Source organism: Paraburkholderia sp. SIMBA_053 (assembly GCF_046534895.1).
Lineage (GTDB): Bacteria > Pseudomonadota > Gammaproteobacteria > Burkholderiales > Burkholderiaceae > Paraburkholderia > Paraburkholderia caledonica.
Window position 1 is genome coordinate 1 of record NZ_JAWRXU010000017.1, and the last position, 20,564, is coordinate 20,564.

Here is a 20,564-nt window from a genome sequence, read left to right on the forward strand (position 1 = left end):
GCGGTCGACCGGAGTTAGCGCTTCAGCGCTTAGTCCGGTCCCATGCAAAGCGGTCGACCGGAGTTAGCGCTTCAGCGTTTACTTCAGCCCCATGCAAATCTGTCTCTACCAGCGTTAGCGCTTCGGTTCCTGCTTCTCAGTGCTTAACCCTGTCCTTGACTAAACGCGTTGGACCCGGAATTTATTCCACCGACGCGCTCGCAATGCCGGCATTTTCCGCCATCGACGGGAGCAAACGCGGGCCGTGGCCGAAGAAGCCGGCCAATGGTCGGCGGATTTCGTAACTCAACGTTACAGCCAATAGTTATCAGGTGCTTATGTGAGCGCAAGCCGTTATAGTGGACGCAGTTCGCCCGTCGACGCGTTCTGCCCCCACACAGGGTAGAATCGCGGCGAACAACCGTCTTTCTAACCTGAATTGTCCATGGCTTCCGCAGAATCGCATCCGCAAAACGACTTCATGAACGCTGCGCGCAAAGAACGAAAGCGCGTTGAGATTTACCTTGTCAATGGCATCCGCCTGACAGGGTGCATCGAGTCGTTCGATCAGTATCTGGTGATGCTGCGCACGCCCGTCGGCTTGCAAGGCATCTACAAGCGCGCCATCTCGACGATCCAGCTCGATACCGGAACCCGTCCGGCTCCGCGCGCGGGCCGTCCGTCGCATGGCGAGCACACCACGCGCGGCCCGCACGGCTCGCGGGAGCCGCGCGAGCATCGGGAACCGCGTGAACCGCGCGAATCGTACGGTGCGCCGTCATCCGACCGCCCTGCGCCAGAGCGCGGCAGCGCGTCAGACGCGCCGGTAGTGGTGACGCGCCGCCGGCGCCTGTTCGGCACGGGCGGCGACGGCGGCAACCACGGCAATCATGGCGGCGGCGGTCACGCGTAAGCGTCGACGTGCCCGCGGTGCGGCGACGGTCACTTCGCGAGAGGACCGAGCCGCTGCAGAATTTTTTCTACCCTCGCCACCTGCTGGTCCGTCAGCTCGAACTTGCTTTTAACCGCCAACACGCGACGCCGCCAGTAGCCGGCGTCCAACATCCGTTGCGCCGGCTGCTTCGTTGCCCAATCCAGATGTTCCAGCTCTGCCTCCACCACGTGTGAAGCGTTGAAACGCTTGGCGCGCACGGGTTTCTTGTCCATGGTGTTTGCTGCCTTGTCGTTCGCCGATCGTGTTTGCGCTCCTCCCGAGCTGAGCATTGCAGGTTTGGCGCAGGCGGTCTGATGGGCCGGTCCACGCGACCGGTCATTGTTCTATTTTCCGCACTGCATTCCTGCGACACTCGGAAAACGAGCGGGCAGGCTCACGTTTGAAGTTTTTATTTATTCAGATTGGGGCGCACCCGCCGCATGTCGATCCTCGCGTGCTCTGGCGAGTGCGCACGCGCGTCCTATACCGTTCGGCCGATGTCGTCGATGCTCCCTTTGCGTTATGCTCAACCGTCGACTTCGTTCATAGGGAGCCTGTCATGACGAGCAAGAAGCACACTGCGTTGCCCGCTGCCGGAAAGCAGGCGGAACCGTCGATAGACTCGACGGATAGTCGCCTCGACGAGGCGTTGGAAGAGAGCTTTCCCGCGAGCGACCCGATCGCCGTCCACGAGCACGAGCCGCGTCGCGCATCGGAAAACGAGCAGCCGGTGACAGAAAAGAAGCGGCGCTAGCGCGCGCGGCAAGAAGTAAGGCGCATGCTACGAAGACCAGCGCAGCCCGCGCGAATGGGATTGCCGGCGCGTCGCAACGCGTCGTTTCGGCGGGCCGGGCTGCGGTAAAGCACCGCTACGCCCGGCCTTGAGATGGGCCGTTCGACCCAGTCCGGGTTAGTGCGCGGGCAAGCCGCTTTCGAGTTGGCGCTGCAGGTCGCGCACCTGGCGCTGGGCGACGCGCAGCTGCTCTTGCGCGGCAGTCTTCTGCTGAGCCAGTGCCAGTGCTTCCGCGCGCGTTTGCTGCTGCTGGTTCGCAACGATCGTCTGCTGCTGGCGGGCTACGTCAAGATCCGCTTGCAGACGGTTGGCGCGGCCCTGTGACAACGCGATCATGCGTTCGGTGAACGCCTTCTGCGCTTCGAGTTGCGTGCGGCGAATCTCTACATTCGACAACTGCACAGTCTGGCGCACGAAATCGCGATAGATCATTTCGGCGCGCGCCGCGTCTTGCGTCTTGATCACGCGCCAGAAGTTCTTCTGCTGGAAAAGCGCCACGTAGTACGTCATTTCCTTGCCGTGGAATAGCAAGCTCGTTCCATAGCTGGCGTTGTACGTGGTGCGCAACTCGCTGAGTTCCGAGCCCTTGATCAACTGCTGCAGTTCCGCGACGTTCCCCGCGGCGGATTGCTTGACCTCATCCGGCGTAAGCGCGGATGTTTGCACTTGCGTCTGCACTTGGGCCTGCGCCGGCAGCAAAGCGGACGCCAGTGCGGTTGTGGTGGCCGGTTCGGCAACCAACCCGGGCGTTGCGCTGTTATCGGCCTCCGGCTGAGCCTGTGCGCCCGCGACTTGTGCTACCCCCAACGCCATGATCGCGGCGACGGCGATCAGTCGTAGTTTCGACTTCTGGTCCATGTCATTCCTGCTTCGATAGTTTTAATTTTAGTTCCTGATCATCTCATTATTACTCACTTTCGCGAACTTCGGGCTGTTCGTCGAAAATTTGTACCGACCGGGTGTCCTGGGTTAGGCCTTCCAGCGCAGGGTGGTCTTGTCAATTGGCGAAGATGCCGCCTCGTCTGGTTCTAGGGACGGCAGACGATAGGAGGTTGCAATCGCTGCGTCAGGAGCGGAGGTCGCCGCGCGGGGCATGCGCTTTCAACGTGGACTGCTGCCTCACCGTGTCGCACGGTTCGGCGCAGATACAGTCGGGCGTTTGATCCAGTCAGCGCCCTACTGTTGGAACTGACGGGCGTCTCGAGTTTGGTGGTGGGCGACTCAGTCAGCTCCAGCGACTCCAGAACTCTTGAACACATTGACGAGCCGGTTCATGACATCGCCATGCAGTTTCGGAACCCGTAATTGATAAGGATCCCGCATTAACGCGATTAACGGACGAGCCATCGGACCATTCGGGCCCGAGCGAGGTTGCAGATCAACACTGCGTTCACACAGGCCTCACGTGACTGCGCGCAATGTCACGCCGTGCGTTTCGTTCCATACGACGCACGTTTATTTGCATGCGGGCCCTCACCCGCCGCTGAGAGCTTCGTCGATTACTTCAGCCCTCGGACCGACGACACGAAGTACTACAGCCTGCGACCTGTAGGTGCTACAAGCGTCCGGCAAAACACCCGTCGAAAGCACGTCGCTCAGGCCGCATATCGAAGCCATGCTCTGGTATCAGTTCAATGCAGCCGCAAAGTGCCGCAGTCTGATTAGAGGTTCCACTATCAAACGACAGCCGCACTTTGACGCACACTTAACGTATTCTGCGCTGACGACATGAAGCGGCCATACGAAGCCGCGAGCCGGGCTCGCGCCGCTGGCGTCAGGAGAACCCGGAGCATCACGCGAGATCGCGAGTCCAACGTCTCGTGATACGGCTTCACGCGATGCCAAAAACGCTGCGCGACCACGATCGCGCCGTCTTTTAACAAGGAGGAAGACAATGATGCAGTTCACTCAACGCGCTCGCGCGGTCGCGCTTCGCACAGCGAAACATGCAGCGTTTGCCGGTGTGCTTCTCGCCAGCGCTGTCACCGCGATGGCGCAAACGGACACTCCGGTAGGCACCTGGCAGACTATCGACGATCACACCGGCCAGCCAAAGGCACTCGTGCAGATTTCCCAGGACGGCAGTGGCACGCTAAGCGGCAAGGTAATCAAGGGTCTCGGTCCGAACGACCAGCCAGATCGCCGCTGTACTGCATGTACCGACGCGCGCAAGGACCAGCCAATTCTCGGCATGACCATCATTAGCGACATGAAAAAGGACGGTGAAGCCTGGGATCACGGGCAGATCCTCGACCCCGAAAACGGCAAGCTATACAAGTGCAAAATGCATCTGGAAGAAGGCGGCAACAAGCTCGTTGTGCGCGGATACATCGGCGTGTCGTTGCTTGGCCGATCGCAAACCTGGGTTCGTCAGCAATAATGAATGAGCGCGGCCCGCGCTGATCAATCCAAAAGACAAAGACAAAGACAAACGGCCGACGATATTATCGTGCGGCCGTTTTTACGTGATCTCGCGTAATTGAAGTCGTCATGCAGCGTGTTTGAAGGGCGACGCGAAAGCAAACGGGGAAGACGGCAAGGGCTTGGCCGGTGCCGGCTTGTGCAACGTGGGCGACGTATGCGCCGTGGGCGCTGCCGGCACCGGCGCCTTTTCTACTGCGACCACGCTTTTCTGTTCCGCGCTCAGGTGCGTGCGCATGCGCGCCTCCATCATTGCGCAAAGTTCTTCACTCGCTGTGCCGAACAACTGCTCCATGACGCGCTTTAATACGCCTGATTCGTACCAGGCCTTGAAGCGGCGATGACAGGTTTGATAAGACGGGTATTTGCGCGGCATGGCAGACCAGGTAGCGCCGCTATACATTACCCACAACACGCCGTTCAGAACAGAACGGGTGTTGGCAAGCGGGCGTCCGCGTAGTTCAGAGCGCGGGCGCAGTTCGGGCAGCAACGGCGCAATGCGTTGCCACTCTTCGTCGTTCATATCGCGGTAGGGGTTCATGGTTTCTCCTTTGTCAGATACTCGACAAAGATAGCCAGTCGCCCAAACACGGAACATCAGAGCAATCCGAATCCTGAAAATACGCCTTTCGACCTAGTCCGCTAGGCCGAAGCGGCGTGAGCTATCGCAAAAGGAGGGCCCGCGGGTATCCCGAAACGGCCGGAGCCCTGCTCAGGTCAGCGACGTATCGACGATCCGGCGCGGCGCATCGAGATACTCTTTGCTCTGCATTTCGACGATCCGCGACACCGTGCGAGTGAATTCGTTAGCCATGGGGCCATCGACGTAAAGTTCCTCGGGCGGCACCGCAGCCGACATCAGCAGCTTCACCTTGTGGTCGTAGAACACGTCGATCAGCCATGTGAAGCGGCGCGCTTCCGACGCCATGCGCGCCGACATCTGCGGCACCGCTGACAGAATCACCGCGTGGAAACGGCTCGCCAGTTCAAGGTAGTCGTTCTGCGAACGGGGACCGCCGCACAACGTCGCAAAATCGAACCAGACAACGCCGTCGGCCTTGCGTAGCGCCTTCAACTCGCGTTTTTCGATATGCAGGATCGGGCTTTCGTCAGGGACTGCGGCGAGGCGCGCGAACGCGTCGCGCAACGCCTTGTCCGCGGCCGCGCCGAGCGGCGTGTGATACACCTCCACCTGAGCGAGGGTGCGTTGCCGGTAGTCGATGCCTGCATCGACGTTGATCACGTCGAGCTTCTCCTTGATAAGCTCGATGGCCGGCAGCATGCGGTCGCGGTGCAGGCCGTCAGGGTACAGCGTGTCGGGGTCGTAGTTGGACGTCATCACGAACTGCACGCCGTTTTCAAAGAGCTTGTCGAGCAGGCGGTACAGGATCATCGCATCGGCAATGTCCGACACGTGAAATTCATCGAAGCAGATCAGCCGGTAGCGCTTCGCAACGCGTCGTGCGAGTTCGTCGAGCGGATCGGCCTGGCCTTTCAGTTCTTCCAGTTCGCGATGCACTTCGCGCATGAATTCGTGGAAATGCAGCCGCGTTTTGCGCTGCACCGGCACGATCATGTAGAAGCTGTCCATCAGGAAGCTTTTGCCGCGCCCTACTCCGCCCCACATGTACACGCCGCGCGGCGGGTCCGGGCGGTTGATGAGCTTTTTCAACGCATTCGAGCGGCGCGACTTGTACTCGACCCACTCTTCGTAGCACCGCTGCAGACGGTCGACCGCCGCGCGTTGCGCCGGGTCGGATTGGTAGCCCCGCGTCTGCAGTTCTTTTTCGTAGTATTCGGTGACGTTCATCGTGTTGCTGCGAAAAGAAAGGCGGGAGGGAGTGAACCCGCCCGCCTTTGTGGTGATGCCAGAGTACGTTCAGTCAGGCGTGCGCGCGATTACATGTTCAGCGCGCGCTTGTCCACGGCGAGTGCCGCTTCGCGCATGACTTCCGAAAGCGACGGGTGCGGATGGCAAATGCGGCCGATGTCTTCCGACGCCGCCTTGAATTCCATCGCCACCACGGCTTCCGCGATCAGGTCCGATGCGTTTGCCGAGATGATGTGCACGCCGAGCAGTTCGTCGGTCTTTGCGTCGGCGATCATCTTGACGAAACCGTCCGCCTTGTTGATGCCCAGCGCGCGGCCGTTCGCCATGAACGGGAACTGGCCCGTCTTGACTTCGCGGCCTTCCGCCTTCAGTTGCTGTTCCGTCTTGCCGACCCACGCAATTTCCGGCTCCGTGTAGATCACCCACGGAATGCAGTTGTAGTCGATATGCGGCTTCTGACCGTCGATGATCTCAGCGACCAGCACGCCTTCGTCTTCGGCCTTGTGCGCGAGCATCGGGCCACGAACCACGTCGCCGATCGCGTAGACGTTCGGCACGGCCGTCGCGCAATGATCGTCGACGTCGATAAAGCCGCGTTCGTTGGCCTTCAGGCCAATCGCTTCGAGACCGAGGTTGTCGGTGTTCGGCACGCGGCCGATCGACACGATCAGGCGGTCGGCTTCGATCTTCTGCGCGTTGCCGTCCTTGTCCGTGTAATTGATCGTGACGCTGTTCTCGGTTGTCGACACTTCGCCGACCTTCACGCCAACGTGAATGTCGAGACCCTGCTTCTTGAACTGCTTGGCCGCTTCTTTCGCGAGCGCCTGGTCAGCCGCGCCGAGGAATTCCGGCAGCGCTTCGAGCACGGTCACTTCCGCGCCCAGACGGCGCCACACCGAGCCCAGTTCGAGGCCGATCACGCCTGCGCCGATCACGGCGAGCTTCTTGGGTGCCGTGTCGAAAGCGAGTGCGCCTTCGTTGTCGGCGACAATCTTGTTGTCGACCGGAATGTTCGGCAGATGGCGTGCCTTCGAACCCGTGGCGATGATCACGTTCTTCGCCGTGACGACTTCCGTCTCGCCTTCCCCGCTCACCTCGATCTGCACGCCGGCGTCCGTCTTGCCGGTGAACTTGCCGTGACCCTTGAGCCACGTGATCTTGTTTTTGCGGAACAGGAATTCGATGCCCTTCGTCATCTTTTCAACGATGCCGTCTTTGCGGGCCATCATCTTCGAGATGTCGACCTTCACGTTTTCCACCGAGATGCCGTGGTCAGCGAGGTGATGCGATGCGTTTTCAAATTCTTCCGACGACGCGAGCAGCGCCTTCGACGGAATGCAACCCACGTTCAGACACGTGCCGCCGAGCTTCAGCGTGCCGGCCGGGTTCTTCCATTTTTCGATACATGCGACGGTCTTGCCGAGCTGCGCTGCGCGGATGGCGGCGATGTAACCGCCAGGGCCTGCGCCGATCACGACGACGTCAAATTCTTTGGACATGACAATCCTTTTGATGACGGAACGGCGCGCGGCCACACTTCGTGGCGCGGGTCGTTCCTGTACTGCGGAATGCGAAAGACGTGGTGCTTGCCTGATGCTTTATATGGCGCCGGCTCGCGCGATCGCAAGCCGGCACCGATAAAAGCGGCGCTTACAGGTCGAGCAGCAGGCGCGCCGGGTCTTCCAGCGCATCCTTCATGGCGACGAGCGACAGCACGGCTTCACGGCCGTCGATGATCCGGTGGTCGTAGGAGAGCGCCAGGTAGTTCATCGGGCGGATCACGATCTGGCCGTTTTCGACCACGGCGCGTTCCTTCGTTGCGTGCACGCCGAGAATCGCGGACTGCGGCGGGTTGATGATCGGCGTCGACAGCATCGAACCGAACACACCGCCGTTCGAGATCGAGAACGTACCGCCCGTCATTTCCTCGATCGACAGCTTGCCGTCTTTCGCCTTCTGGCCGAATTCGGCAATCTTCTTCTCGATTTCGGCAAGGCTCAGCTGATCTGCATTGCGCAGGATCGGAACCACCAGACCGCGCGGCGAACCGACAGCGATACCAATGTCGAAATAGCCGTGATAGACGATGTCGTTACCGTCGATCGACGCGTTCACCAGCGGGAACTTCTTCAGCGCGTGAACAGCCGCCTTCACGAAGAACGACATGAAGCCGAGCTTCACGCCGTGTTCCTTTTCGAACTTGTCCTTGTACTTGTTGCGCAAGTCCATCACCGGCGCCATGTTCACTTCGTTGAACGTGGTCAGGATGGCGTTGGTTTGCTGCGACTCGAGCAGACGCTCGGCGATACGCGCACGCAGACGCGACATCGGCACGCGTTGCTCCGGACGGTCCTTAAGCCACTGGTCGGCCGATGCCGGGCCCTTGACGTCCGGCAGCGACGGCCGGGCGGCCTTCGGTGCCGCAGCCGGTGCAGGCGCGGCGGGCTTCGCAGCCGGAGCGGCCTGGCCTGCCGTCAGCACGTCGCCCTTGGTGATGCGGCCGTCGCGGCCCGAGCCGGCGACGTCGCCCGACGACAAGCCCTTCTCCGCCATGAGCTTGCCGGCAGCCGGCGAAGCAGCGGTGTTCGCACCCGTTGCGGATGCGGCTTGAGCAGCCGGCGCCGGTGCGGCGGCCGGTGCGGGCGTGGCGGCCGGAGCCGGTTTCACTTCCGCTTCGACAGCGGCGGCGCCTGCCTTGCCTTCCGTGTCGATCTTGGCGATGACCTGATCGGCCGTGACGGTGTCGCCGTCGTTCGCGATGACTTGCGCGAGCACGCCGGCCGAGGGTGCCGGCACTTCGAGCACGACCTTGTCGGTCTCGATTTCGATGAGAATTTCGTCCTGGGCAACAGCCTCGCCGGGCTTCTTCTTCCACTGCAGCATCGTGGCTTCCGAGACCGACTCGGACAGCTGGGGAACCTTGACTTCAACAATAGCCATTATGAATATCCTGAATACGTATCGGGTGACGGCGCGGTGAACGACGACCGCCTGCGAACCATGTCTGCCGCGCCTGGACCTTTATGCGGTCGCTGAACGCGGCGCGGGAAAGCGCGCTGCGCTTTCCCGGTTCGTCTGTTCTCTTTATTTAGCGATCGACGCGCTCTTGAGGCGGCCGAAAGCGCCTTCGACCAGCGCTTTCTGCTGCTCGTAGTGCTTCGCGTAGTAACCGACTGCCGGCGAAGCCGAAGCCGGACGGCCGCTGTATGCCAGCTTCTGTCCTTCCTTCATGCCTTCCTTCAGATGGTGCTCGATGTAGAACCACGGTCCCTGATTCTGCGGCTCGTCCTGCACCCAGACCACTTCCGTCGCGTTGTCGTACTTCTTGATCTCCGCTTCGAACTGCTTGTGAGCGAACGGATACAGCTGTTCGATACGCACGATCGCAACGTCGTTCGCCTTCGCTTCGCGGCGATGCGCGACGAGGTCGTAGTACACGCGGCCCGAACACACCAGCACGCGCTTGACCTTCTTCGCGTCGATGGTTTCTTCGACTTCGCCGATCACCGGCTGGAACGAACCCTTCGCCAGTTCCGACAGATCGGAGACGGCTTCCTTATGACGCAGCAGCGACTTCGGCGTAGCGACGATCAGCGGCTTGCGGAACAACCGGATCATCTGACGGCGCAACAGGTGGAAAATCTGCGCCGGCGTGGTCGGCTGGACCACTTGCATGTTGTGGTCTGCGCACAGTTGCAGGAAACGTTCGATACGCGCCGACGAGTGCTCCGGACCCTGGCCTTCATAGCCGTGCGGCAGCAGCATGGTCAGGCCCGAGACGCGGCCCCACTTTACTTCGCCCGACGAAATGAACTGGTCGATCACAACCTGCGCGCCGTTCACGAAGTCGCCGAACTGCGCTTCCCATGCGACGAACGTGTTCGGTTCAGCCGTGGAGTAACCGTATTCGAAGCCGAGCACCGCTTCTTCCGACAGCACCGAGTCGATCACCGTGAACTTCGCCTGACCTTCGGCGATGTTCTGCAGCGGCACGTAAGTGCCGTCGTTCCAGCGCTCGCGGTTCTGATCGTGCAGCACCGCGTGACGGTGCGTGAACGTGCCGCGGCCCGAGTCCTGGCCGGTCAGGCGCACGGCATAGCCGGAGGCGACCAGCGACGCGAACGCGAGGTGCTCGCCCATGCCCCAGTCGAGCTTCGCTTCGCCACGGCCCATTGCGCGACGATCGTTCAGAACGCGCTCGACGAGCGGGTGAACCTTGAAGTTTTCCGGGACGGTGGTGATGCGCTCAGCGAGGCGCTTCAGTTCCGCGAGCGGCACAGCCGTGTCAGCCGCGTCGGTCCACTTGCGGTTCAGGAACGGCACCCAGTCCACCGCGTACTTGCTCTTGTAGTTCGAGAGCACCGGGTCGACCGTGTGATGGCCTTCGTCCATCGCCTTGCGGTAGGCCTTGACGAATTCCTCGCCTTCTTCGGCCGTGATCACGCCTTGTTGCACCAGCTTTTCCGCGTACAACGCGCGCGTGCCCGGATGCTTTGCGATGGTCTTGTACATCAGCGGCTGCGTGACAGCCGGCGTGTCCTGCTCGTTGTGACCCAGCTTACGGAAGCAGACGATGTCGACCACGACGTCCTTGTGGAACTGCATCCGGAAGTCGATAGCCAGCTGCGTGGCCAGAACCACCGCTTCGGGGTCGTCGCCGTTCACGTGCAGCACCGGCGCCTCGATCATCTTGACGACGTCCGAGCAGTACAACGTGGAGCGCGAGTCGCGCGGGTCCGACGTCGTGAAGCCGATCTGGTTGTTGATGACGATGTGCAACGTGCCGTGCGTGCCGTAACCGCGCGTTTGCGCGAGGTTCAGCGTTTCCATCACGACGCCCTGACCGGCAAAAGCCGCGTCGCCGTGGATCTGCACCGGCAGCACTTGCAGGCCGCTGTCGTCGCCGCGACGGTCCATACGCGCCTTCGCCGAACCTTCTACCACCGGATTGACGATTTCGAGGTGCGACGGGTTGAACGCGAGCGACAGGTGAACCGGGCCGCCTTCGGTCGAGACGTCCGACGAGAAGCCCTTGTGGTACTTCACGTCGCCGGCCGGCAGGTCGTCGACGTGCTTGCCTTCGAATTCGGCGAAGAGGTCAGCCGGCATCTTGCCGAGCGTATTGACCAGCACGTTCAGACGGCCACGGTGAGCCATGCCGATGACGATTTCCTGCACGCCGCGGGCGCCGCCGTGACGCACGACTTCGTCCATCGACGCGATGAAGCTTTCGCCGCCTTCCAGCGAGAAGCGTTTCTGGCCGACGTACTTGGTATGCAGGAAGCGCTCGAGGCCTTCAGCGGCCGTCAGGCGATTCAGGATGTGCTTTTTCTTCTCGTTCGAGAAATTCGGCGTGGAGCGGATCGACTCCAGCTTTTCCTTCCACCAGCGCTTCTGTTCCGGATCGCTGATGTACATGTACTCGGCGCCGATCGTGCCGCAGTACGTGTCGCGCAATGCCTTGACGATCTCACGCAGCGAAGCGCGCTCGAATCCGAAATACAGATTCGTGGCGCTGAATTCCTCGTCCATATCGGCTTCGGTGAAGTCGTAGAACGCGGGTTCGAGTTCGGGGATTGCGGGACGTTCGCGGCGCTTCAGGGGATCGAGATTGGCCCATTGCGAGCCGAGGAAGCGATATGCGCCGATGAGGGACTGCACATAGACTTGCTTTCGCGCGGTAGCGAGGTCTTCGCCACCGGTTGCCGTGCGCGGGATGAAGGCGTTGGCCTTGGCCCGTTGTGCAAACGATTCGACGATCGGGCCATGGGCCACGTCGTTGGCATTGGTGCCATCCGATGCAGGTACGTTCTGCAACGCGTCGAAATAGCTGCGCCAGTTCTCGGGCACTGACGCCGGGTTGTCGAGATATGCTTCGTACATTTCTTCTACGTACGGAGCATTGCCGCCGAACAGATAAGAGTTCGACTGGAATTGCTTCATCATTTTTACGCTCACCTTTCTTCGAGTTTCTCGAGAAATAGCGGGTTACAGAACCTTCCGCGACACGGCCTGACCGTTTAGCGGATTGCGCGAATCAAGTCTTGCTTGGAAGGACCTAAAACTTTGCACCCGGGGAGCATATCACATAACGGATATCGCAGATAGCAGACGGATCGCCGCCCGGCCTTCAGCGACGGGCTTCAGCGGCAATTTCCAATAACGCGGATGCGCTTCGGAAATGTAAAAAGCCACCCGAAGGTGGCTTTTCACTAACAGCTCAAGCGAAGGCCAGAGGCCGTTGCGCGCTGCTTAATCTACCGCGCCCTTGCGGCTCGCGCTGCGACGCTCGTGCTCTTTCAGGTAGCGCTTACGCAGACGGATGGATTGCGGCGTGACTTCGACCAGCTCGTCGTCGTCGATGAATTCGACCGCGTATTCCAGCGACATCTGGATCGGCGGCACGAGGCGCACTGCTTCGTCGGTGCCCGATGAACGGACGTTGGTAAGTTGCTTGCCCTTGATCGGGTTCACGACCAGGTCGTTGTCACGGCTGTGAATGCCGATGATCATGCCTTCGTACAGCGGCTCGCCCGGCGACACGAACATACGGCCGCGGTCCTGCAGCTTCCACAGCGCGTAAGCGACTGCCGCGCCGTCGTCCTGCGAAATCAGCACGCCGTTGCGGCGCTCGCCAACCGAGCCTTCCTTGACCGGCTGATACGAGTCGAACGTGTGGCTCATCAGGCCCGTACCGCGCGTGAGCGTGAGGAATTCCGACTGAAAGCCGATCAGGCCGCGCGCCGAAATACGATATTCGAGACGCGTGCGACCACGGCCGTCCGACGCCATGTCGAGCATTTCGCCCTTGCGACGGCCCAGTTCTTCCATGACGCCACCCTGATGCGCGTCTTCCATGTCGACGGTCAGGTTCTCGTACGGCTCGTGCTTCACACCGTCGATTTCCTGCATCACCACGCGCGGACGCGACACGGCCAGCTCGTAACCTTCACGGCGCATGTTTTCCACGAGAATGGTCAGGTGCAGTTCGCCGCGGCCCGCCACTTCGAACGTGGTTTCGTCGCCGGTTTCTTTGACGCGCAGCGCGACGTTGTGATTCAGTTCCTTCATCAGGCGGTCACGGATCTGACGGCTCGTGACGAACTTGCCTTCGCGGCCGGCGAGCGGCGACGAGTTGACGAGGAAGTTCATGGTCAGCGTCGGTTCGTCGACGGTGATCATGGGCAGCGCTTCCGGCTGTTCCGGCGAGCAGATGGTCACGCCAATGCCGATTTCTTCGATACCGTTGATCAGCACGATGTCGCCGGCTTCAGCCGACTCGACCTGCACGCGCTCGAGACCCTTGAACGACAGGACCTGATTGATCTTGCGGTTCAGAATCGCGCCATCGGGACCCGAACGCACGGCAACGGCCATGCCCGGCTTGATGCGACCGCGCGTGATACGGCCCACGCCGATACGGCCGACATACGACGAGTAGTCGAGCGAGGTGATCTGCAGTTGCAGCGGGCCTTCCGGGTCGGCCGCGCGAACCGGCACGTGCTCGAGCACGGCTTCGAACAGCGGACGCATATCGCCTTCACGCACGTCCGGCGTCAGACCGGCATAGCCGTTCAGGCCCGACGCATAGACGATCGGGAAGTCGAGCTGTTCGTCGGTCGCGCCCAGCTTGTCGAACAGGTCGAACGTCTGGTTGATCACCCAGTCGATGCGCGCGCCGGGACGGTCCACCTTGTTGATCACGACGATCGGCTTCAGACCGAGCGCCAGTGCCTTCTTGGTCACGAAGCGCGTTTGCGGCATCGGGCCTTCGACGGCGTCCACCAGCAGCAGCACCGAATCGACCATGGACAGCACGCGCTCCACTTCACCGCCGAAGTCCGCGTGGCCCGGGGTGTCGACGATGTTGATGTGCGTGCCCTCATATTCGACCGCGCAGTTCTTCGAAAGAATCGTGATGCCACGTTCTTTTTCGATGTCGTTCGAGTCCATCACACGCTCGGCAACCTGCTGGTTGTCACGGAACGTGGCGGTCTGGCGGAGGAGCTGGTCGACGAGCGTAGTCTTGCCGTGGTCGACGTGGGCAATGATGGCGATGTTGCGTAGGGCGCGGGTCATAGGAAACCTGGAGACAGTTGAGTGCGCCGCTTGCTCATGCCGCTTCGCTCTTCGTATAAGAGCAATGTGAGGATAAAAACCACGACAAGCCCAATGCGCACTTTTGGGAACCCAACATTATAGCACGCACCAATGACGCTTTCTGGTATTCCCTGATAGGAAGCGCTGCGGCACCGACTCCCGCATGAGTAGATCTGACGTCCAATCGTCCTTAGCCCTACGCGAAAACGCGCCGATTCTTGCTTGAGCGCGGATATTTCCTTGCCTAAGCTGTAATAACGCTTGCCGCGTCAATCATCCGACTCTTATAATTGTGCCTAGTCAACCATTGCATTCGCACGAGAATCATGACGGAGCCGTCCACCACCCCAGCGCCTGAGATCAGCGAATACCAGCTAGGCGAAAGTGTCGGCTATCTGCTGTCGCGCGTGAAATCGACCATGTCGAACCTGGTTACCCAGCGCAGCATGGCGGAGCTTGGCATCACCAGTCAGCAAGGCAGCATCCTGTTCATGGTGGCGAGCGGGAAATGCCTGCTGGCGGCCGAACTCGCGCGCGAATACGGCATTGACGCAAGCGCCGTCACGCGTCTGATCGATCGTCTCGAAAAGCGCGGCCTGCTCACGCGGGTGCGCAGCAACGAAGACCGGCGCGTCGTGCGTCTTGCACTCACGCCGGAAGGGCATGCGATCGCGGCCAAAATGCCGAAGATCTTCAACGGTGTACTGGATGACCTGCTCTCCGGCTTCACCCCGGAAGAAGTGGGCTTTCTGAAGAGCATGCTGCGTCGCGTGCTGCTCAATTCTGGCGAACAAACGGGACTGACCCGTGATGCGGCAAGCAATTACGACAGCAAATCGTAAGAAATTGCTTGCAGCGTCCATCATTACATTCCACTCAAAGAGTCGAGCGATGAAATCCCTTTCCCTGTCCGCGCCCGCGTTTTCGAGCCGGGCCGCTGTCGCCGCCGCGGTGGCAGCGCTCGCCCTCACTGGGTGCGCGAACTACTTCGGTGTCAAAAGCGACAAGCAGATTTCGTCGCCGGCGCAATATGAGTCCACCCAGAGCCTCGCGGGTCAGAGCGGCCAGTGGCCGTCGCTCGACTGGGCCAACCAGTTCGGCGATCCGCAGTTGCCCAAGCTGATTGCCGAAGCGCTGGAAGGCAGCCCGTCGATCGCGCAGGCGCAGGCGCGTCTCGCAAAGGCGTCGTCGTACATCGAAACCTCGCGCTCGGCGCTTTACCCGAAAGTCAACGGCAGCTATTCGTGGACGCGCGAACTGTTCTCGGGCAACGCGCTCTACCCGCCTCCGTACGGCGGCACCTGGTATAGCGAGAACAACGTGCTCGCGAGCGCTTCGTGGGATCTCGACCTGTGGGGCAAGAACCGTCAGCGCCTCGGCCAGGCTGTGTCGCAGGAAAAGGCGGCCGAGGCCGACATGCAGCAGGCGCGCGTGACGCTCGCGGCGTCCGTGGCGAGCACCTATAACCAGCTTGCGCAGCTTTACGCGCTGCGCGACATCGCCGCGCGGGAAATCGCCAACCGCCAGGATATCGGTCGCATTACGAACGGTCGCGTTGCGGCCGGTCTCGATACGAACGTCGAGCGTCAGACCGCAACGGGCAATATCGCGTCGAGCCAGGCGAGCCTGAGCGATCTGGACGGCCAGATCAACGTGGTGCGTTATCAATTGGGCGCGCTGCTCGGCAAGGGTCCGGATCGCGGCCTGCAAATTGCACAGCCTGCGCTCGGCGTCGGCAAAGCAGTCGCGCTACCGGACAATCTGCCGGCCGATCTCGTCGCGCGCCGCGCAGATATTGTTGCTGCGCGCTGGCAAGTCGAAGCGGCGATGCATGACGTCAAGGAAGCGAAGGCGGAATTCTTTCCGGACGTGAACCTCGCAGCCGGCTTCGGCTTCGACGCGTTCGGCTGGGGCCGATTCCTCACAGCCGGCAGCCGCCAGATCCAGTTCGGTCCGGCGATTCACCTGCCCATCTTCGACGCAGGCGCGCTGCGCTCGCAATTGAAGGGCCGTTATGCGGATTTCGAGCTGAACGTGGCGAACTACAACCAGACGCTGATCAATGCGTTGTCGGATGTCGCGACGCAGGTGTCGTCGATCCGCTCGATCGACCAGCAAGCGGGCGACGCTCAACGCGCACTCGACGCATCGACGAAGGCATACGAACTGGCCGTGATCCGCTACAAGGCCGGCCTGTCTCCGCAACTGCAGGTGTTGACCGCCGACCAGAACCGCCTTTCCGCCGAACAGACGGTTACCACGCTCAAGATGCGTCGCCGCGACATGCAGATCGGGCTCGTCAAGGCGCTGGGCGGTGGTTTCGACGCGACGCAGACAGGCCTGGTCGTGCCGACTGACGCGCCGGCATCGGCCGCAGCGGCATCGAGCCCAGCGGTACCAGTCTCCACGTCGGCGGCGGGCGTGTCATCCGCCCCGGCTGCAACCGCCGCTGTGAACTGACGGAGCTGATCGCGCCGTCACGCAACCGTATCGACCGCAACAGACCACACACGAACATCCGAATAAACGACGACGTTTGAGAGAACCCGGAGCACATCAATGAGCACCCCCCAACAGCCCGCGGCTAACAACCAACCGGCACAGCCGAACAAACCGGCACAACCGGCGAACAGCGGCAAACGCAAGCGCATGATGACGCTGCTCGTCATCGTGATCCTGATCGCCGCGATCGCCTATGGTCTGTACTATTTCCTCGTGGCGCGCTTTCACGAAGACACCGACGACGCGTACGTGAACGGCAATGTCGTGCAGATCACGCCGCAAGTCACGGGCACCGTGGTCGCGGTGAACGCCGACGATACGCAAACGGTCAAGGCCGGCGACCCGGTCGTCGTGCTGGATCCGGCCGACGCCCGCGTCGCGCTCGATCAGGCAGAAGCGAATCTTGCGCAGACGGTGCGCCAGGTGCGCGGTCTCTTCGCCGACGACAACCAGTACCAGGCTCAAGTTGCGCAGCGCCAGTCCGACCTCTCGCGCGCTCAGGACGACTTGAAGCGCCGTCTGACGGTTGCTCAAACCGGCGCGGTGTCGCAGGAAGAAATTTCGCACGCACGTGACGCCGTCAAGAGCGCGCAAGCCGCCGTCGAAGCCGCTCAGCAGCAACTGGCATCGAACCGCGCGCTGACCGCCAACACCACGATCGCGAATCACCCGAACGTGCAGGCCTCCGCCGCGAAGGTCCGCGACGCGTATCTGAACAATGCGCGCAACACGCTGCCGGCACCGGTCACCGGCTATGTCGCGAAACGCTCGGTCCAGGTCGGACAGCGCGTCTCGCCGGGCACGCCGCTCATGGCCATCGTGCCGCTCGGCGCCGTCTGGGTCGACGCCAACTTCAAGGAAGTGCAGCTCAAGCACATGCGCATCGGTCAGCCGGTCGAACTGACGGCCGACGTCTACGGTTCGTCGGTCGTCTATCACGGCAAGGTGGTGGGTTTCTCGGCGGGCACGGGATCGGCGTTCTCGCTGCTGCCCGCGCAGAACGCCACCGGCAACTGGATCAAGGTGGTGCAGCGTCTGCCGGTGCGAATCGCGCTCGATCCGCAGGAACTCGAAAAGCATCCGCTGCGTATCGGCCTGTCGATGCAAGCCGACGTGAGCATCAAGGACGAGAACGGCGGCCAGCTGGGCAACGCACAGAACACTATCTATCAGACGGACGTGTTTGCTAAATATGGCGACGAAGCCGACGCGGAAATTGCTCGCATCATCGCGGAAAACGCCGGTCCGAACGCAGGCACGCATAAAGCCGCGCAGTCCGGATCCAGCAAGCCCGCATCTGCAAAACTGATGTAAGCCGCGCGGCGACTCATACAAGGCTTTCTGAATGGCTCAGGCTCAGGCGCAAGCCCCTCACCCGCCGCTCGAGGGCGCGCAACTGGTGATCGGCACCATCGCGGTGTCGCTCGCCGTTTTCATGAACGTGCTCGACACGTCGATCGCGAACGTTTCGATTCCGTCGATATCAGGCGACCTCGGCGTGTCGGCCGATCAGGGCACGTGGGTGATCACGTCGTTCGCGGTCGCCAACGCGATCTCCGTGCCGCTCACGGGCTGGCTCACTGACCGCATCGGCCAGGTGCGCCTGTTCATGGCGTCGATCGTACTGTTCGTGATTTCGTCATGGATGTGCGGCCTCGCGCCGACTCTGCCCTTCCTGCTCGCCTCGCGCGTGCTGCAAGGCGCAGTGGCCGGCCCGATGATTCCGCTGTCGCAAACGCTGCTGCTCGCGAGTTATCCGCGCGCCAAGGCGCCGATGGCGTTATCGATGTGGGCGATGACCACGCTGATCGCGCCGGTCGCCGGCCCTATCCTTGGTGGCTGGATTTCGGACAACATCTCGTGGCCCTGGATTTTCTACGTCAACATTCCGGTCGGCGCGATCGCCGCGCTCGCGACGTGGATGATCTTTCGCAACCGCGATTCCGTCGTCAGAAAGGCGCCGATCGACGGTGTCGGTCTCGGCCTGCTGATCGTCTGGGTCGGCTCGTTGCAGGTCATGCTCGACAAGGGCAAGGACCTCGACTGGTTTTCGTCTACGACCATCGTCGTGTTGACGCTGGTCGCGGTGATCGCGCTTGCGTTCTTCATTGTGTGGGAACTGACGGCCGAGCATCCGGTGGTCGACCTGTCGCTCTTCAGCAAACGAAACTTCACGGGCGGCACCATAGCGCTGTCGGTCGGCTACGGGCTCTACTTCGGCAATCTGGTTCTGCTGCCGCTGTGGCTGCAAACCGATATCGGCTACACGGCCACCGAGGCCGGTCTCGTCATGGCGCCGGTTGGTCTCTTCGCCGTGCTGCTGTCGCCAATCACAGGCAAGGTCCTGCCGCGCACCGATCCGCGTTATATCGCGACGTTGTCGTTTCTCGTATTTGCGCTGTGCTTCTGGATGCGCTCGCGTTATACGACTGGCGTGGATACCTACTCGCTGCTACTGCCCACGCTGATTCAAGGCATCGGCATGGCCGGCTTCTTTATTCCGCTGGTTTCGATCACATTGTCCGGTTTGCCGGGTAATCGCATACCGGCGGCATCGGGTTTGTCGAACTTCGTGCGGATTATGTGCGGCGGCATTGGCACGTCGATTTTCCAGACGGCTTGGGACCATCGGACGATCATGCATCACGCGCAACTGACCGAGCGCGCCAACGCCTACAACCCAGTGTTCGATCAGTCGATCCGCCAGATGGGCGCTGCGGGTTTCAGTCAGCCGCAAGCATATGGATTATTCAATTCGATGGCCACGCAACAGGCCGCACAACTCGGCGTGAACGACATCTTCTTCATTTCCGCCGGTATTTTCGTGGCACTGATCGCGCTGATCTGGGTCACGAAACCGGAGAAGGCCGGCGGCGACGCCGGTGCCGCTGCCGCGGCGGCGCATTGATCTCGCGTTTCATTCCCTGAACGACGAGATGCAAAAAAGGCGGGGCCGCTTTATAACGGTCCCGCCTTTTTCATTGCAGCGGCGCAATCAGCTCGATTGAGTTGCGTGCCGGAACGCGTATCTGACGCGCTTTCGGTTTGCGTGGCGGGACTAGTTCGCCGTCGTCACGACCAGGCGTTCAGGCGCGAGCACGCCCTCACCCTGTTTTGCGACGCCCAGCAGACGCCCTTGCGCGGCGTAGACCCTCACGCGCTGCGCATTCGCCGCCTCGCCGCTCAGACTCAGTTCGGACAGTTTCAGCCGTTGACCGTGCAAAAAGCGCCGCGTCGCGTCTTCGTCCAGATACACCGATGGGAACGTCGACAGCAAGGCGTCGACCGGCTGCAGCCACGCGTCACGCTCGCTTTCCGTTGCATCCGAAAGCGCGTCGAGCGTCACTGCATGTTCCAGCGTCAGCGCACCGACGCCCGTGCGCCGCAGGGCAACCAGATGAGCCCCACAACCCAACGCCTCGCCGATGTCCTCTGCCAGCGTGCGCACATACGTGCCCTTGCTACAGGTGACGCGAAACGTCACATCGGGCAGCGCGCAAGCGAGCAACTGGAGCAAGTGAATCGTCACCTGGCGCCCTTCCCGCTCGACTGTCTGCCCGGCCCGCGCGTATTCGTAGAGCGGCTTACCGTCGCGCTTGAGCGCCGAGTACATCGGCGGAACCTGAACGATCTCGCCGACAAATGCCGGCAGGGCCGCGAGGACCGCCGCCTCGTCGCACGTCACCGCGCGCGTGTCGACCGGCTCCCCTTCGGCGTCGCCAGTGGTGGTGCGAACGCCGAGGCGCATGGTGGCCTCGTAGGTCTTGTCGGCCTCGAGCAGATCTTGCGAAAACTTGGTGGCTTCGCCAAAACACAGCGGCAGCAGGCCGGTCGCGAGCGGATCCAGCGTGCCGGTATGTCCGGCCTTTTTAGCCAGGTAGAGGCGCTTCGCGCGAATCAGTGCGTCGTTGCTGGACAGGCCGAGCGGCTTGTCCAGCAGCAGCACGCCGTCGAGCGCGCGGCGCGGCACGCGGGGGCGTTGAGGTGCGGTCATGTGGGGGATG

At 61.6% G+C, this 20,564-nt stretch carries 16 protein-coding genes; 7 read left to right on the forward strand and 9 right to left on the reverse strand.

Translation table 11 applies throughout. The features are described from left to right. Positions 1-424: 424 nt before the first annotated feature. Positions 425-892 (forward strand): RNA chaperone Hfq, encoded by a 468-nt coding sequence (gene hfq / locus SB753_RS30555; RefSeq protein ID WP_020070133.1) that lies wholly within the window; start codon positions 425-427, stop codon positions 890-892. 29 nt (positions 893-921) lie between these two features. Here hfq and SB753_RS30560 read toward each other — a convergent pair whose 3' ends face one another. Then, entirely contained in the window at positions 922-1,146 is a 225-nt protein-coding gene (locus tag SB753_RS30560) for a hypothetical protein (RefSeq protein WP_020070132.1), read from the reverse strand. Positions 1,147-1,472: 326 nt separating this feature from the next. Between SB753_RS30560 and SB753_RS30565 the strand changes: the two genes are divergently transcribed. Further along, complete coding sequence (locus SB753_RS30565; RefSeq protein ID WP_027804963.1) at positions 1,473-1,667, forward strand: hypothetical protein; 195 nt, start codon at positions 1,473-1,475, stop codon at positions 1,665-1,667. Positions 1,668-1,823: 156 nt separating this feature from the next. Here SB753_RS30565 and SB753_RS30570 read toward each other — a convergent pair whose 3' ends face one another. Then, positions 1,824-2,564: a DUF2968 domain-containing protein gene (locus tag SB753_RS30570; RefSeq protein ID WP_410803588.1), complete on the reverse strand. Its 741-nt coding sequence runs from the start codon at positions 2,562-2,564 to the stop codon at positions 1,824-1,826. A gap of 1,036 nt (positions 2,565-3,600) precedes the next feature. On the opposite strand from SB753_RS30570, the gene SB753_RS30575 reads away from it, so the two are divergent. Beyond that, positions 3,601-4,086: a DUF2147 domain-containing protein gene (locus tag SB753_RS30575; RefSeq protein ID WP_087753234.1), complete on the forward strand. Its 486-nt coding sequence runs from the start codon at positions 3,601-3,603 to the stop codon at positions 4,084-4,086. Between the two features lie 108 nt (positions 4,087-4,194). Here the strand turns inward: SB753_RS30575 and SB753_RS30580 are convergent, their stop codons facing one another. The 6 genes from SB753_RS30580 to typA all read right to left on the reverse strand — a co-directional run bounded on the left by SB753_RS30580 (position 4,195) and on the right by typA (position 14,037). Continuing rightward, on the reverse strand, positions 4,195-4,668 hold the full coding sequence (locus tag SB753_RS30580) for a transposase (protein ID WP_087753235.1): 474 nt from the start codon (positions 4,666-4,668) through the stop codon (positions 4,195-4,197). A 171-nt stretch (positions 4,669-4,839) separates the two neighbouring features. Further along, positions 4,840-5,937, reverse strand: a complete 1,098-nt coding sequence (gene zapE / locus SB753_RS30585) for a cell division protein ZapE (protein WP_020070127.1) — start codon at positions 5,935-5,937, stop codon at positions 4,840-4,842. Between the two features lie 89 nt (positions 5,938-6,026). Further along, entirely contained in the window at positions 6,027-7,457 is a 1,431-nt protein-coding gene (lpdA, locus tag SB753_RS30590) for a dihydrolipoyl dehydrogenase (RefSeq protein WP_087753250.1), read from the reverse strand. 151 nt (positions 7,458-7,608) lie between these two features. Beyond that, on the reverse strand, positions 7,609-8,898 hold the full coding sequence (gene odhB / locus SB753_RS30595) for a 2-oxoglutarate dehydrogenase complex dihydrolipoyllysine-residue succinyltransferase (RefSeq protein ID WP_204521006.1): 1,290 nt from the start codon (positions 8,896-8,898) through the stop codon (positions 7,609-7,611). 144 nt (positions 8,899-9,042) lie between these two features. Next, entirely contained in the window at positions 9,043-11,904 is a 2,862-nt protein-coding gene (locus SB753_RS30600; protein WP_020070124.1) for a 2-oxoglutarate dehydrogenase E1 component, read from the reverse strand. A 306-nt stretch (positions 11,905-12,210) separates the two neighbouring features. After that, positions 12,211-14,037 carry a translational GTPase TypA gene (typA, locus tag SB753_RS30605; RefSeq protein WP_020070123.1) on the reverse strand — a complete coding sequence of 609 codons (1,827 nt, stop codon included), beginning with the start codon at positions 14,035-14,037 and terminating at the stop codon, positions 12,211-12,213. A gap of 347 nt (positions 14,038-14,384) precedes the next feature. Between typA and SB753_RS30610 the strand changes: the two genes are divergently transcribed. The 4 genes from SB753_RS30610 (at position 14,385) to SB753_RS30625 (ending at position 19,468) form a co-directional block, all read left to right on the forward strand. Continuing rightward, positions 14,385-14,900 (forward strand): MarR family winged helix-turn-helix transcriptional regulator, encoded by a 516-nt coding sequence (locus tag SB753_RS30610; RefSeq protein WP_087753238.1) that lies wholly within the window; start codon positions 14,385-14,387, stop codon positions 14,898-14,900. Positions 14,901-14,949: 49 nt separating this feature from the next. After that, a complete protein-coding gene (locus SB753_RS30615; protein WP_410803592.1) occupies positions 14,950-16,518 on the forward strand; it encodes an efflux transporter outer membrane subunit in 1,569 nt (522 codons plus the stop codon). A 99-nt stretch (positions 16,519-16,617) separates the two neighbouring features. After that, entirely contained in the window at positions 16,618-17,874 is a 1,257-nt protein-coding gene (locus tag SB753_RS30620; RefSeq protein WP_204521008.1) for an EmrA/EmrK family multidrug efflux transporter periplasmic adaptor subunit, read from the forward strand. Positions 17,875-17,905: 31 nt separating this feature from the next. Further along, positions 17,906-19,468, forward strand: a complete 1,563-nt coding sequence (locus tag SB753_RS30625; protein ID WP_410803594.1) for a DHA2 family efflux MFS transporter permease subunit — start codon at positions 17,906-17,908, stop codon at positions 19,466-19,468. Between the two features lie 150 nt (positions 19,469-19,618). Here SB753_RS30625 and truB read toward each other — a convergent pair whose 3' ends face one another. After that, positions 19,619-20,554, reverse strand: a complete 936-nt coding sequence (gene truB / locus SB753_RS30630; RefSeq protein WP_410803596.1) for a tRNA pseudouridine(55) synthase TruB — start codon at positions 20,552-20,554, stop codon at positions 19,619-19,621. Positions 20,555-20,564 lie beyond the last annotated feature (10 nt).